Genomic DNA, 13,816 nt, shown 5'->3' on the forward strand with positions numbered 1-13,816 from the left:
TTTATTAAAATATATCAATAAACTTATTTTTATATTTCGTATAGGAAAAATATGATTTTGCAAGTTTAGTTATTTTCGAAAGGGATATTAGATAAGATAGTTATATAAGAAAATAAGTAGTAAATGTAACAATTTTCAGCAAGCCAATTTAAATAAGTAATTTTGAAACAGTATGTTTAATTGTATTGATTGAATAATTAGTTTTAAATTAAAAGCTTTTTATGTGATAATAATATATAGTAAAATATTATTAGGAGAAAAAATTTATAATTGTGTTTGCGAATAAATTCTTAACCTACATTATATAAGAATATTCTACAGAATATATAGTTAAGAATTTTACCATATTCAAATTTAATAAAGTGTGTGAGGTGACAATGGATGATAGGTTTAATAGGTATTCGGAAAAATATTCCACTAGAAATTAGAGAGGAATTTGTAATAAAACCTAAAAGACATAAAGAATATATGCAAGAATTACTTAAGGAAATGAAGGAAGTAGTTCTTTTAGCTACTTGTAATAGAACAGAAATTTATTTTAATGCTTCTTTTAATGAGGAAGAATTATTAAAAAAGATTTTTGATATTTTTAACTGGGATTATGAGTATAAACAATATATTTTTATAACTACGTGCCAAGATGTTTATAGGCATTTATTTGAAGTTTGCTGTGGATTTCATTCCAAAATATTGGGAGAGGATCAAATTTTAGGGCAGGTTAAAGATGCTTATGGAGAAGCTTTAAATATAAAAGCAATTTCTTTAGAATTACATAGATTATTTCAAGAAGCCATAACTTGTGGAAAGAGATTTAGAAAAGAATCTAAGTTGTTTGAAATCCCAGTATCATCTGCTTCCATAGTAGTAAATGAAGCTGTTAGCCATGGATGTACTAAATTTATGATCTTTGGATACGGAGAAGTTGGACAGCTTACTATGAAATATTTGCTTTCTCACGGAGCTAAGTTTGTTTATTTAGTTGTAAGAAATAATAAAATTAAAGATGAAATATATGATAAAAGAGTTAAGGTAATTGGTTTCGAAGAAAAGAATAAGTACATAGATGAAGTTGAATGCCTTATAGGTTGCACCTCAGCACCTCATGCAGTTGTTAAAAAAAAGGATATTAATGAAAAGGGAAATAAACTTATAATATATGATTTATCTGTACCAAGAGATGTGGAAAAAGAAGTTGCTTTATTAGATAGAACGGAAGTATATAATATTGATACTATAAGTTACATAAATGATAAGAATAAAAAATTACGAGAAGAAAAGATGGAAGAAAACAAATACATTATGACTAAGTATCTAAAAGAATATGAAGAGTGGCTTAAACTTAGAAGTATTGCGCCTACAATTAAAAGCTTAAAAGCTTTAGGAATTGAAATTTCTGAAAAAAGAATTCAAACTTTTTCACATAAAAGTAATAGTGAAAAAGATATTATTTTGGCTAATAAATTGATTGAAAGTACATCGGATTTTTACATAAATAGAGCCATTGAAGTTATTAAAGAAGAAACTTTAAAAGGATGTGGTGAAGAATGTATGAAGATAATAGAAAAGATATTTGTAATGAAGGAATAGACTATTCTTATATTTCATTAATATCTAGTAAACTTAGAGTTGGAATAATTGGTGGAGGGAAAGCTGGTTCAATAAAAACTAAGCATTTTGTAAATAATAAATGCTATGTTGAAGTATTATCACATACTTTTAGTGAAGAAATAATTGAACTTTCAAAAACTTCAATGGAAAGACTCAAACTGATAAATGAAGAATTTAGTTATGAATTTTTAAGCGATAAGCACCTTATAATTATTGCATTAGATGATGATATTTTAAAAGATAAAGTTAAAAAATATTGTGATGAAAATTATAAAATATACATAGATTCATCTAATTTCATAGATGGAATGGGAGTGATTCCAATTCAAAGAAATACAGAAAACATATCTTTTGCATTAAATACTAAGTATGGCAATCCTAAAGGTGCAGTTTTAGTTTCTAATAAAGTAAAAAATATTTTAGAAGAATATGATAATTTTATTGGATTTATAGGGAAAATAAGAACTAGGGCAAAAGAATTTCCAAGATATAAGAATGAAATACTTAAATTTATTGTAACTGATGATTTTAAGAAGTTTTTTGATGAAAATAAAAGTGAAAGTGCATTAAGAATTAATTTTTCAAAAGAAATTGTAGATTATTTACTTAAATAAATTAATATAATAGATATTTTTAGAGCATAAGTAGTAAATATATTTTAAATAGAAAAGTGTGGAGGTAACATTAGTTAATGAATAATTTAGTCATAGCAACAAGAAAGAGTAAATTAGCTCAAACACAAACAGAAATAATAATTAAAAGTTTAAAAGATAAATTTAATATAGATAGTGAAAAGTTACTTATAGTCACAGAAGGGGATAGAAATTTAGAGGTCTCTTTAGCTAAAATTGGTGGAAAAGGACTATTTGTTAAAGATATAGAAATTGCACTTTTAGATAAAAAGGCAGATGGTGCAGTTCATAGTATGAAGGATGTTCCTTATGAGTTAAATGATGAATTTGAAATTGCTGCTATAACTGAAAGAGAAGATATAAGAGATGTTTTTGTTTCAAAGGATAAAATACCATTTAAAGAACTTAGAAAAGGAGCAATAATTGGAACAAGTAGTATAAGACGCGCATGTGAGCTTAAATTACTTAGGGATGATTTAGAGATAGTTTCAATTAGAGGAAATGTTCAAACTAGATTGGAAAAAATGAAGCAACAGAATTTAGATGGGATTATATTAGCAGCTGCAGGGTTAAAAAGGTTAAATGAAGAAAATTTAATAACTGAATATTTTAATCCAAAAGAATTCTTGCCAGCAGTTGCTCAAGGGGCACTTGGCATTGAGTGTTTAAAAAGTAGTGAAGCTAAAGAGTATTTTAAAAAATTAGAAGATTCAAATGCAAAATTAACAGTAGAAGCTGAAAGAAGTTTTATGAAAAAATTAAATGGTGATTGCCATAGTCTCATTGGAGCATATTCAGAAATTCAAGGAAATGATTTATATATGATTGGAATATATGATGTTTGCGGAAGAATAGTTAAGAAAGATATTTTAGGAAGTAAATATGAAAATATTGAGCTTGGAAGAAGATTAGCTGAAAAAATATTAAATTATTAAAATTAGGAGAAGTATAATATGAGTAAAGTATATATAATAGGAACAGGTCCTGGTGATGAAGAATTATTGACATTAAAGGCTGTTAGAGTTCTAAAAGAATGTACAGCAGTATTATATGATAGATTAGTTTCAAATAATGTACTAAATTATTTGAATGAAAATTGTGAAATTTATTATTGTGGTAAAGAGCCTGGAGCTCATTCTAAGACTCAAGATGAAATTAATGAACTTATAGTTAGTCTTGCAAAAGAAGGTCATATAGTTGGAAGAATTAAAGGCGGAGATCCTTATGTTTTTGGAAGAGGCGGAGAAGAAGTATTGGCTGTAGCTAATGAAAATATTCCTTTTGAAGTAATTCCCGGAGTAACATCTCCTATTGCAGTTTTAAATTATGCAGGAATTCCAATAACTCATAGGGGCATAGCTCAAAGTTTTCATGTTATAACAGGTAAATCTGCACAAGATTTGAATGTAAATTTTAAAGCTTTAGCTATGGAAGAAGGAACATTAGTTTTTATGATGGGTTTAAGCAATTTAGATAATATCGTTAGACAGCTTGGAGCTAATGGAAAAGACTTATCTACACCATGTGGAGTTGTAATGAGGGGAACTTCAGCTAAACAAAAAAAAGTAATAGGAACCTTAGATAATATTTCACAAAAAGTAAAGGATGCAAAGCTACAATCACCATGTATAATTGTGGTTGGAGAAGTTGTAAACTTAAATGAAAATTTAAGTTGGTTTGAAAATAAACCTTTGTTTGGAAAGAATATATGTATTACAAGATCTAAAAAACAGTCAGAGAATTTAAAAAATAAATTAGTACAATTAGGTGCAGAGGTTACAAGTTTTAATTCCATAGAAATAAAAAGTAGTTCAAATAATTTAGAAAATTATATAAATAAATTAGAAGATTATGATCATATGGTATTTACTTCAGTAAATAGTGTAGAAACATTTTTTGATTATCTAATTGAAAAAGACTATGATATAAGAAGAATAAAAGCAAAAATTTCTGCTATTGGCGATGCAACAGCAAAAGCCTTAAAGCAAAGGAGCATTGCATGTTTTGCAAAAGCAAAAGAATTTGTTGGAGAAGGTTTAATAAGTATATTAAAAACTCATTTAAAAGAAAATGAAAAACTACTTTTGCCATGCTCAGAAAAAAGCAGAGCATATATATACGAAGAACTTTTAAAGACTGGTGTACATGTAGATAAAGTATTTATATATGATACAGTTTGTGGAAGTGTAGCAAATAAAAGAGCTTTTGATGAAGTTGATATAGTATTTTTCACAAGTCCATCAACAGTTAGAAATATGGTAGACATGTTAGGTGTAGAGGAAATTAAAAAGAAAAAAGTTATAGCGATAGGACCAAAAACAAATGAATCATTAGAAGAATTAGGGATAAAAGCAAGTGTGTGCAAAGAACATTCAGAAGATGGATTTTTGAATGAAATAAAAACTTTATTATAATACAAGAAATAGGTTTAGAAATAAAAAGTAATAATTAAGTATAGATAATAAAAAGGAGACTTAAGAGATGATTAAAAGAGGTAGAAGACTTAGAGCTAATTCTGCCATTCGTGATATGGTTAGAGAAACAACTTTAAGTTCAAAGGATTTTATTTATCCTATTTTTGTTGTAGAGGGGGAAAATATAAAAAAAGAAATTTCTTCATTAGATGGGAATTATCATTTTTCTATTGATAGATTATATGAGGTGATTAAGGAAGTTCAAGAAGCAGATATTGCAGGAATATTGCTTTTTGGAGTACCAGAACAGAAGGATGAATGTGGTTCAGAGGCATATAATGACAATGGAATTGTTCAGCAAGCTATAAGAGAAATAAAAAAAATAGATAAAGATTTACTTGTTATTACAGATGTTTGCATGTGTGAATATACTTCCCATGGTCATTGTGGAATAATTCATGGCTGTGATGTAGATAATGATGAAACTCTTGAATATCTATGTAAAATTTCTGTATCTCATGCAAAGGCTGGTGCAGATATAATTGCACCTTCAGACATGATGGATGGAAGAATTTCCTACATAAGAAATTCCTTAGATGAGAACGGATTTAAAAATATTAGCATAATGAGTTATTCTGCAAAATATTGTTCGGCATTTTATGGACCATTTAGAGAAGCAGCAGGTTCTATGCCTCAATTTGGGGATAGAAAAACTTATCAGATGGATCCAGCAAACAGAATAGAAGCTCTTCGAGAAACACAAATGGATATAGAAGAAGGCGCAGATATTGTTATGGTGAAACCTGCCCTTGCTTATTTAGATATTATTAGAGATTGCAAAGAAAACTTTAATATGCCTCTTGCAGCTTATAATGTAAGTGGAGAATATGCAATGGTTAAAGCTGCAGGAAAGCTTGGATTAATAGATGAAGAAAAAGTAATGATGGAAACATTAACTTCTATTAAAAGAGCAGGCGCAGATATTATTATTACGTATCATGCTTTAGAGGCAGCAAAAGTTCTAAAAAGATAAGCGCTTTAGAATATAAGAACATAACTTCTTAAGAATATTAGAAATTAGGAAGTTCAGAATCTTAAAATTTTAGAATTTTGGGATTTACTTGTAAAATGCGAGTGGGGGAGGAATTGTAATGAAAAGCCTTGAAATATTTAAAGAATCTGAAAAGTATATGCCTGGTGGAGTTAATAGTCCAGTTAGAGCATTTAAAGGAGTTAATTTAAATCCTCCTGTTATAAAATCAGGAAAAGGTGTCATAATTAAAGATGAAGATGATAATGAATATATAGATTTTGTATTAGCTTGGGGACCATTAATTCTTGGACATTGTGATGAAGATGTTGTAAAAACTGTGCAAGAAACAAGTTCAAAAGCACTAGCCTTTGGGGCACCAACAAAATTAGAATTAGATTTGGCTAAGTTTATGTGTAATAATTTAGATAATATTGAAATGATTAGAATGGTTAACTCTGGGACTGAAGCTACCATGAGTGCAGTAAAGCTTGCAAGAGGATATACTAAGAGAAAAAGAATAGTTAAATTTGCAGGATGTTATCATGGACATTTTGATGGATTTCTAATAGAGGCTGGTTCTGGCGTAATGACAGGTGGAATTCCAGGCTCACTTGGAGTTCCAAATGAAAGTATAGAAAATACTTTAATAGGTATATATAATAATGAAAATCAAATAAGAGAGATTTTTGAGAAATATGGAAATGAAATTGCTGGAGTTATTATTGAACCTATAGCTGGGAATATGGGAGTAATAAAAGCTGAATATGATTTTATGAAAACTCTAAGAGAACTTTGTGATACATATGGTGCATTATTGATATTTGATGAAGTAATGAATGGATTTAGAGTAGCATTTAAAGGTGCGCAATCTTTATTTAATGTTAAACCAGATTTAGTTACTTATGCTAAAATCATGGGCGGTGGGCTTCCATGTGGAGCATATGGTGGAAGTAAAGAAATAATGGAGAACTTATCACCTCTAGGTGGAGTTTATCAAGCAGGGACTATGTCAGGAAATCCAATTGTAATGGCAGCAGGACTTGCAACATTGACTAAATTAAAAAATAATTTAGCCTATTATGATCATATTGAAAACATAGGAACTAAGCTACAAGAAGGAATATTAGATATATCAAAAAAATATAATCTTCCAATGGTAATAAATAGAGTTGGAGGAATGATGACAATATTCTTTACTGATTTAAAAGAAGTTAGGACTTATGATGATGTTAAGACATGCAACGTAGATAGATTTAATAGATACTTCGAGCATATGATAAAGAGTGGCATAAATATAGCTCCATCACAATTTGAAGCTGTATTTTTAAGTGTAAAGCATGAAGATAGCCATATTAATACTTTTTTGAGAGCCTTTGAAGAATTTGCAGCAGATGAAAATTTATTTCTCTTATCTTAAATAATACATTATAATTTAAGAAATAATAAAACCTATAAAAGGATGACCTAAATATGAATAAAATTAATTATCAAAAAGAATTAGATTCGTTAATAGAAACTTTAGTAAAAGATAAAAAAATACCAACATTATTATTGCATAGTTGCTGTGCACCCTGTAGCAGTTATGTATTAGAATATTTATCACAATACTTTAAAATAGATCTTTTCTTTTATAATCCCAATATATATCCTATGGAGGAATACTCAAGAAGGGTAGCAGAACAAAAAGGTCTTATTTCAGCTCTTAAAGTGAAGCATGAAATAAGATTCATTGAAGGAAGATATGATACAGAAAACTTTTATAATATATCAAAGGGATTAGAAGAAGAAAATGAAGGTGGTGCAAGGTGCTTTAAGTGCTATGAGTTAAGACTTAAAGGAGCTGCAATTATTGCTAAGGAAGAAGCCTATGATTACTTCACAACTACTTTATCTATAAGTCCTTATAAAAATGCACAAAAATTAAATGAAATTGGTGAAAAGTTATCACAGGAATATAACATAAAATATTTATATTCAGATTTTAAAAAGAAAGAAGGATATAAGCGCTCCATAGAGCTTTCTAATGAATATAACCTATATAGACAAGATTATTGTGGATGTATATTTTCCAAAAATGAAAGAATAAATTATATTAATCAAAATTAAGATGATTCGATTTTATTTTGTTATAAAAATTTAATGAAAAATTTATAACAGATATATATATATTACTATATAATAGTATAAAGGAGAGGATTAAATATGTCTGATAAAATTATAGATTTTAATGAATTGAAAAATAAAGCAAAGGATAAAGACATAGATAAGTTCGAAGATTACATATATTCGATGTATTATAAACTTGCTGAAGGTAAAATGAATATGTCTGATTTTTCTAAAAATATAATGTCTTATATGCAAGAAAACAATATATCACAAGACAAATTACTTAATATACAGAAAAAATTCTTAGAGAGATATGGATTTGATTCATCTACAATGGAGGAACAGTTTAAAATTCCAGGATTTAATATGAACAACTTAGGATTAAATTATGAAACAATGAAAAAGACTATTGGCTTTCAAGAAAAATACAAAAGTAGAATAGCTACTAAAGCAATGTCTGAATATTTTATAAAAAATGAAAAAAATGATCTTAAAATATTGTTAGAAAATGAAGATGTAATATTAATAAGTAAGAAAAACATAGATTTAAATGATAATGAGTTAAATGAATTTTTATGCTCATATAAAAAAGTAATTGAAGATAAGAAAATACAAATAGTATTATGTGAAAATATAAACAGCTATGAATACTAATAATATAACTCACCAAAATAAGGGCCATGAATTTGTTACAGTTACTGAAGATTTGACGTAACTGTAACAAATTCATGACCTTTAGTTATGTGTGGAAATTATAGAGAATTTTTAATGCACAACATGTACAATGAGTGAATATATTCATCTATAAAGGAGAATTTAGTATTACAAATTTTAATAGTCCTTCAGAGATTGAAATAATATCATCATTTGAAATACTTGCTAAATCATGAGCAGTGCCATTTAAAGTAATTAATTTAACTTTAGCATTTGATTGTATGCACTTATCATAAAGCCTTTCTGAACTTTCATAAGGAACTACAGCATCTGAATTACTATGAATTATCAAGGTGCGTGGAACTGTGGAATTAACATAATCTATAGGATTATATTTTTCAATTATATTCTCTTTATTTGCAATTGATGAAAAAATCTTTGATAAATCATAGTTTAATTCTCTAGTATTTAAAAGACTTAAATCAGTTGGACCTGCAAAATCAATTAGGTATTTAACTTTTGATGAATAGTTACTTAATTCAGTATCATCTATAAAATCACATTTGTTACTATAGGCTGCTATAAGGGAAAGATGAGCTCCAGATGAAACACCAATAACTCCTATCTCATTTGTATCAAGATTATAAATAGATTTATTCTTATATATCCACCTGATAGTATCTTTAACATCTGAAACTTGCTTGTTAAAGTTTTCCGTATCTTTCATAAGTTCATAAGAAGTACTTATAATTGTATAGCCTTGTTCTCTAAATGTATCAAGTATTGGACTTAAAGTATCAGGAATACTTTTATCACCATAAGCAAAGCTTCCACCATGAACATATAAAAGTACAGGTGAAGATTTGTATACTTGCTTTATTGAACCATAAATATCAAGGGTTAAAGAAACTCCATTAGTATTTTTATAAACAACATCTTTATAACTCATAGAGCTTGATGATTTTTTTATATCAAATTCTTGCGTTGTCCATATATTCTTCTTTAAAAAAATATACTTGTCAGCAATTCCATAACATAACATTATTCTTTTGTAAAATACTATAGTTAAAATAATAATTGTAATAAATAAAACTGAAAAAAGCATTTTGAAAAATTTCTTCATAAAGTATGCGCCTAACCATAAATCAAAGTAGATATAAGTTGGAATAAATTAGGCTTATCTCCTTTCTTAAAAATTTACATTATAGATTATAACATATGAAATTAACAAAATCCGTAAATTAAGAATTTTGTAATTTTCTAGAAGATAATAGATTTTCATTTATATAAATCAAAAATAAAAGCATAAATAATATATATTATTTATATGAATATAAATAATATATATTATTTATTAATCTTTTTGGAAGGAGGAATCATGAGTAATCCTTTTGATGTACTTATTTATTTAGATGAAAATTTAATTAGAAATTTATCTTCATTGGTATTAACAGGATTTATTGAAACAATAACCCAAAGTCAATCTTTTGATAGAACTTTATCAGCAGGATTTCACCAAGGAGATAAAATTGAAAGTTCTAATGAAAGACGCATTATAAAAAGTGAGAGAGAAGGTTTTAAAGATAAGAATAAATTAGAAGATAATAATAATAATCTGCACCATCATATAGATAATGAGATAGATGCCAGACAATGTATAAGAGAAGAAAAACAAGTTAAAACTACCTATACTACCTTTGTATTAAATGGAAACTTGATTAACTATCTTAATGAAAATAAACAATTACAACATAAAAATGAAACAGATATTGAAAATGATAATATATATCAAGGGGATTTAATTGAAATTGAAGGAACAATTACTAACAAGGGTGTTTTGTCATATATTGATGCATTAATAAATTTAATAACTATATTTGAAACTGAATATTTAGATACTTTAACTAAAGACTGCACGGGGAAAATTAATTTTTCGATGTTTTTAAAAATGTTAACGTATATAAAAAGTATTTTAACTTATAATAATACACAAGATTTAATAATGAAAAGTGGAAGTGGTACAGCAATTTTAACTGTAAATAAAGATAATTTCATGAACAATAGATGCAATATGTTTGATAACATTAATTGTCATTGCAAGGTTGTCGGTAAGGTAATAAAAACTTGTAGTGAGGAAGATGATTCCATAAGTTTGCTTAGAAAAACAGGTCAAGAGAAATTTTATGAAAATTTTTTTGATCAGTGTAAACCTCTTTTGGAGTGTTTAAAGAAAAATGATATTTTAGTGCCAGAATGTCCAGATTTAAGAATAAATAAATGTGCGATACAAATAATGCCTTTAAATATTTATATGTAAATAATTTCATAAAATAATTATTATGTATTTTACAGAAAAACACTTGTATATCTATAGTATACATGATAATATAGATTACAGGTGAAATATGTTTATATATAATAAAAATTGTCAATAAAAGAGCATATATATTCATATTTAATACAATTTTGAGGTGAGATTAAATGAAGTTTAGAAGTACTAGGGGCTTAGAAAGAGATATAGCGTCTGCTAGAGCAATAATTAATGGAATTTCAAAAGATGGTGGGCTATATGTTCCAGATGAATTTCCTAAGGTATATGATGAATTAAAAAATAATACAAAAATTAAATACGAAGATTTAGCATTTAAGGTTATCAATGAATATTTTACAGACATTGATGATGCAGAATTAATGGGGGCAATTAATGATGCATATAATGATAGATTTAGTGTAGAAGTTAAAAATAATTTTTTAGAATTATATCATGGGCCAACTTGTGCATTTAAAGATGCAGCATTGCTATTTTTACCACAAGTTATGAAAAGAGCTAAGAAAATTTGTGATGTTAAGGAAGATATAACAATTCTTACTGCAACATCAGGAGATACTGGAAAAGCTGCACTTGAAGGTTTTGCAAATGTTGAAGGCTTTAAAGTTGTAGTTTACTATCCTAAAAATGGAGTTAGTGCTATTCAAGAAAGACAAATGTCAAGTCAAGAAGGAAACAATGTTAAAGTCGTTGGAATAAAAGGAAATTTTGATGACGCTCAAACTGGAGTAAAAGAAATCTTTGGGGATGATGATTTCAGAGCAGGGCTAGCTCAAAAGGGATTTATTTTATCATCTGCAAACTCAATTAACATTGGAAGACTTGTACCTCAAATAGTGTATTATTTTTATGGATATTTTAATTTAGTAAATCAAGGGATAATAAAAAAAGATGATGCTATAAATGTAGTAGTTCCAACTGGTAACTTTGGAAACATTTTAGCGGGCTATTATGCTAAACAAATGGGACTACCAATAGATAAATTTATTTGTGCATCAAATGAAAACAAAGTTTTAACAGACTTCTTTGAAACAGGGGTATATGATAAGAAGAGAGAACTTGTTTTAACAGAATCACCATCTATGGATATTCTTGTTTCATCAAATCTTGAAAGATTATTATTTGAAGCAAGTGGAAGAGATGCTGAAATTGTTAGTCAATTAATGAAAGATTTAAACACTAAAGGTGTTTACGAAGTAAATGAAAAGGTAAAAAGCTTCATAAAAGAATTCTATGGAAACTTTGCAAATACTGAAGAAGTATATGCAGCTATAAAAGAAGTTTATGAAAAAGATAATTATTTAATGGATACTCATACAGCTGTAGCATATGTAGTTAAAAACAAATATGTAGAAGAAACTAAAGATGATAAACCAGCTTTAATACTTTCAACAGCAAGTCCATTTAAATTCCCAAGAAGTATTTGTAATGCACTTAATATTGATGTAGAAAAAATAAATGATTTTAAAGTGTTAGAAAAGTTATCAACTGAAACAAGTAGTAAAATACCAAATAGCTTAAGCACTTTAGAAACAGCTAAAATATTACATGATGAAGTTTGGGATAAGTCAGAAATGAGAGATGCTCTACTTTCTTACTTAAACTCATAGAGGAAATAGCGTATGATTAAAGTTAGAGTACCAGCTACATCAGCAAATATGGGACCTGGATTTGATTCATTAGGAATAGCATTAAATTTATATAATGATTTTGAATTTAGAGAATTAGAAAATGGTTTAAAATTTAAGGGAATGCCAGAAGAATTCTGTAATGAAAAAAATATAATTTATGAAGCAATGAAATATTGTTTTGATAAAGCGGGCTATAAAATAAAAGGATTGGAAATAAGCGAACTTAAACAAGATGTACCAGTATCTAGGGGTCTTGGAAGTAGCTCTACGTGTATAGTTGGGGGACTAGTAGGAGCTAACGAAATCTTAGGCAAGAAGTTTTCAGAAAATGAATTATTAGAGATGGCTGTAGAAATTGAAGGTCATCCAGATAATGTTGCACCAGCACTACTTGGGGGTATGGTTGTTGCAATAGTTGATGAAAGCAAGACTTTCTATGATAAAGTAGATGTAAAAAAAGGAATTAAGTTTGTTTCAATAATTCCTAATTTTAGATTATCTACAAAAAAAGCAAGAAGTGTAATTCCAAAAGAGATAAGCTTAAAAGAAGGGGTTTATAATGTTTCAAGAGCAGCTCTTATGGTAGCTTGTTTTTCAAGTGGTAAATATGAATTAATAAAATATGCATGCAAAGATGCCTTTCACCAAAACTACAGAAGTAAGTTAATTCCTGGTTTTGAAGAGGTGTATAATAAGAGCTATGAATTAGGAGCATTAGGGTGCTACTTAAGTGGAGCAGGTCCAACAATAATGGCGATTATTAACGAAGAAGATGAGCGCTTTAGCAATGAGCTTAAGAAATTTTTAAGAATAAAAGGATTGGAATGGGATATATTAGAGTTATCTATTGATGATGCGGGGGCAACCATTATAGAAGGTACAAATTAATGAGTGGAGATTACTTAGTTATAGATAAACGGGTTTTACCTGATGTTTATGAAAAAGTTCTTTTTACAAAGAAACTATTAAAAGATGGAAAAGTAAAAGAAATAACAGAAGCAGTAAAAATAGCAGGTATAAGCAGAAGTGTATATTATAAGTATAAAGATTTTGTATTTGATTTTTCAGAAACATCTGAAGGAAGAAAAGTTACTTATAATATAATTTTAAAAAATGAAAAGGGTGTTTTATCTAATATAAGTAATTATATAGCAGAAAAAGGCGGAGATATTTTGACTATAAATCAAGGTATACCTCTAAATGGATATGCTAACTTAAGTATAACAATAGATCTTTCAACTGTGGATGGGGATATAAAAACATTAACCGATGGCTTGCTTAGCATTAAGAATGTGGAGAAGGTCGAGTTTATTGGGATGGAATAATACAAACTTGATTAGGTTAAGTTAAAAATACTTAGTGTTATATTTTAAATTGAAGATATAAAAAGTGTATAAAAGTTAGGAAAT

Annotated in this window: 13 protein-coding genes; 12 read left to right on the forward strand and 1 reads right to left on the reverse strand. The window is 27.6% G+C overall.

Translation table 11 applies throughout. From position 1 onward, the window contains the following. Positions 1-381 precede the first annotated feature (381 nt). The 8 genes from hemA (at position 382) to LLF98_RS08170 (ending at position 8,447) form a co-directional block, all read left to right on the forward strand. Positions 382-1,587 carry a glutamyl-tRNA reductase gene (gene hemA / locus LLF98_RS08135; RefSeq protein WP_291702609.1) on the forward strand — a complete coding sequence of 402 codons (1,206 nt, stop codon included), beginning with the start codon at positions 382-384 and terminating at the stop codon, positions 1,585-1,587. Then, positions 1,545-2,222 carry an NAD(P)-dependent oxidoreductase gene (locus LLF98_RS08140; protein ID WP_291702610.1) on the forward strand — a complete coding sequence of 226 codons (678 nt, stop codon included), beginning with the start codon at positions 1,545-1,547 and terminating at the stop codon, positions 2,220-2,222. The genes hemA and LLF98_RS08140 overlap by 43 nt, the downstream gene beginning before the upstream one ends. A gap of 77 nt (positions 2,223-2,299) precedes the next feature. Further along, on the forward strand, positions 2,300-3,175 hold the full coding sequence (gene hemC / locus LLF98_RS08145) for a hydroxymethylbilane synthase (RefSeq protein ID WP_291702611.1): 876 nt from the start codon (positions 2,300-2,302) through the stop codon (positions 3,173-3,175). Between the two features lie 18 nt (positions 3,176-3,193). Beyond that, positions 3,194-4,654 carry a uroporphyrinogen-III C-methyltransferase gene (cobA, locus tag LLF98_RS08150; protein ID WP_291702612.1) on the forward strand — a complete coding sequence of 487 codons (1,461 nt, stop codon included), beginning with the start codon at positions 3,194-3,196 and terminating at the stop codon, positions 4,652-4,654. Positions 4,655-4,721: 67 nt separating this feature from the next. Beyond that, positions 4,722-5,687: a porphobilinogen synthase gene (gene hemB / locus LLF98_RS08155; RefSeq protein WP_291702613.1), complete on the forward strand. Its 966-nt coding sequence runs from the start codon at positions 4,722-4,724 to the stop codon at positions 5,685-5,687. 118 nt (positions 5,688-5,805) lie between these two features. Further along, the gene (gene hemL / locus LLF98_RS08160; protein WP_291702614.1) at positions 5,806-7,104 is read left to right on the forward strand and encodes a glutamate-1-semialdehyde 2,1-aminomutase; all 1,299 of its coding nucleotides are present in this window, start codon (positions 5,806-5,808) and stop codon (positions 7,102-7,104) included. A 53-nt stretch (positions 7,105-7,157) separates the two neighbouring features. Beyond that, positions 7,158-7,793 (forward strand): epoxyqueuosine reductase QueH, encoded by a 636-nt coding sequence (locus tag LLF98_RS08165; RefSeq protein ID WP_291702615.1) that lies wholly within the window; start codon positions 7,158-7,160, stop codon positions 7,791-7,793. Between the two features lie 96 nt (positions 7,794-7,889). Beyond that, positions 7,890-8,447, forward strand: a complete 558-nt coding sequence (locus tag LLF98_RS08170; protein WP_291702616.1) for a DUF3867 domain-containing protein — start codon at positions 7,890-7,892, stop codon at positions 8,445-8,447. Between the two features lie 148 nt (positions 8,448-8,595). Here LLF98_RS08170 and LLF98_RS08175 read toward each other — a convergent pair whose 3' ends face one another. Further along, on the reverse strand, positions 8,596-9,570 hold the full coding sequence (locus LLF98_RS08175; RefSeq protein ID WP_291702617.1) for an alpha/beta hydrolase: 975 nt from the start codon (positions 9,568-9,570) through the stop codon (positions 8,596-8,598). A gap of 255 nt (positions 9,571-9,825) precedes the next feature. Here LLF98_RS08175 and LLF98_RS08180 point away from each other — a divergent pair, with 255 nt between their 5' ends. From LLF98_RS08180 to LLF98_RS08195, 4 genes are all read left to right on the forward strand, one after another. Continuing rightward, the gene (locus tag LLF98_RS08180) at positions 9,826-10,764 is read left to right on the forward strand and encodes a hypothetical protein (RefSeq protein WP_291702618.1); all 939 of its coding nucleotides are present in this window, start codon (positions 9,826-9,828) and stop codon (positions 10,762-10,764) included. Positions 10,765-10,928: 164 nt separating this feature from the next. Continuing rightward, a complete protein-coding gene (gene thrC, locus LLF98_RS08185; protein ID WP_291702619.1) occupies positions 10,929-12,386 on the forward strand; it encodes a threonine synthase in 1,458 nt (485 codons plus the stop codon). 12 nt (positions 12,387-12,398) lie between these two features. Further along, on the forward strand, positions 12,399-13,295 hold the full coding sequence (gene thrB, locus LLF98_RS08190; RefSeq protein ID WP_291702620.1) for a homoserine kinase: 897 nt from the start codon (positions 12,399-12,401) through the stop codon (positions 13,293-13,295). Next, positions 13,295-13,732 carry an ACT domain-containing protein gene (locus tag LLF98_RS08195; protein WP_291702621.1) on the forward strand — a complete coding sequence of 146 codons (438 nt, stop codon included), beginning with the start codon at positions 13,295-13,297 and terminating at the stop codon, positions 13,730-13,732. Before thrB ends, LLF98_RS08195 begins: the two co-directional genes overlap by 1 nt. Positions 13,733-13,816 lie beyond the last annotated feature (84 nt).

This window comes from Clostridium sp. (assembly GCF_021372645.1).
GTDB lineage: Bacteria > Bacillota > Clostridia > Clostridiales > Clostridiaceae > Clostridium.

What these genes read in the sequence shown, in the direction of transcription:
- hemA (WP_291702609.1), top strand. Translation starts at nt 382, where the DNA reads ATGATAGGTTTAATAGGTATTCGGAAAAATATTCCACTAGAAATTAGA.
- LLF98_RS08170 (WP_291702616.1), top strand. Translation starts at nt 7,890, where the DNA reads ATGTCTGATAAAATTATAGATTTTAATGAATTGAAAAATAAAGCAAAG.
- hemC (WP_291702611.1), top strand. Translation starts at nt 2,300, where the DNA reads ATGAATAATTTAGTCATAGCAACAAGAAAGAGTAAATTAGCTCAAACA.
- thrB (WP_291702620.1), top strand. Translation starts at nt 12,399, where the DNA reads ATGATTAAAGTTAGAGTACCAGCTACATCAGCAAATATGGGACCTGGA.
- hemL (WP_291702614.1), top strand. Translation starts at nt 5,806, where the DNA reads ATGAAAAGCCTTGAAATATTTAAAGAATCTGAAAAGTATATGCCTGGT.
- LLF98_RS08175 (WP_291702617.1), bottom strand. Translation starts at nt 9,570, where the DNA reads ATGAAGAAATTTTTCAAAATGCTTTTTTCAGTTTTATTTATTACAATT.
- cobA (WP_291702612.1), top strand. Translation starts at nt 3,194, where the DNA reads ATGAGTAAAGTATATATAATAGGAACAGGTCCTGGTGATGAAGAATTA.
- thrC (WP_291702619.1), top strand. Translation starts at nt 10,929, where the DNA reads ATGAAGTTTAGAAGTACTAGGGGCTTAGAAAGAGATATAGCGTCTGCT.
- hemB (WP_291702613.1), top strand. Translation starts at nt 4,722, where the DNA reads ATGATTAAAAGAGGTAGAAGACTTAGAGCTAATTCTGCCATTCGTGAT.
- LLF98_RS08195 (WP_291702621.1), top strand. Translation starts at nt 13,295, where the DNA reads ATGAGTGGAGATTACTTAGTTATAGATAAACGGGTTTTACCTGATGTT.
- LLF98_RS08140 (WP_291702610.1), top strand. Translation starts at nt 1,545, where the DNA reads ATGTATGAAGATAATAGAAAAGATATTTGTAATGAAGGAATAGACTAT.
- LLF98_RS08180 (WP_291702618.1), top strand. Translation starts at nt 9,826, where the DNA reads ATGAGTAATCCTTTTGATGTACTTATTTATTTAGATGAAAATTTAATT.
- LLF98_RS08165 (WP_291702615.1), top strand. Translation starts at nt 7,158, where the DNA reads ATGAATAAAATTAATTATCAAAAAGAATTAGATTCGTTAATAGAAACT.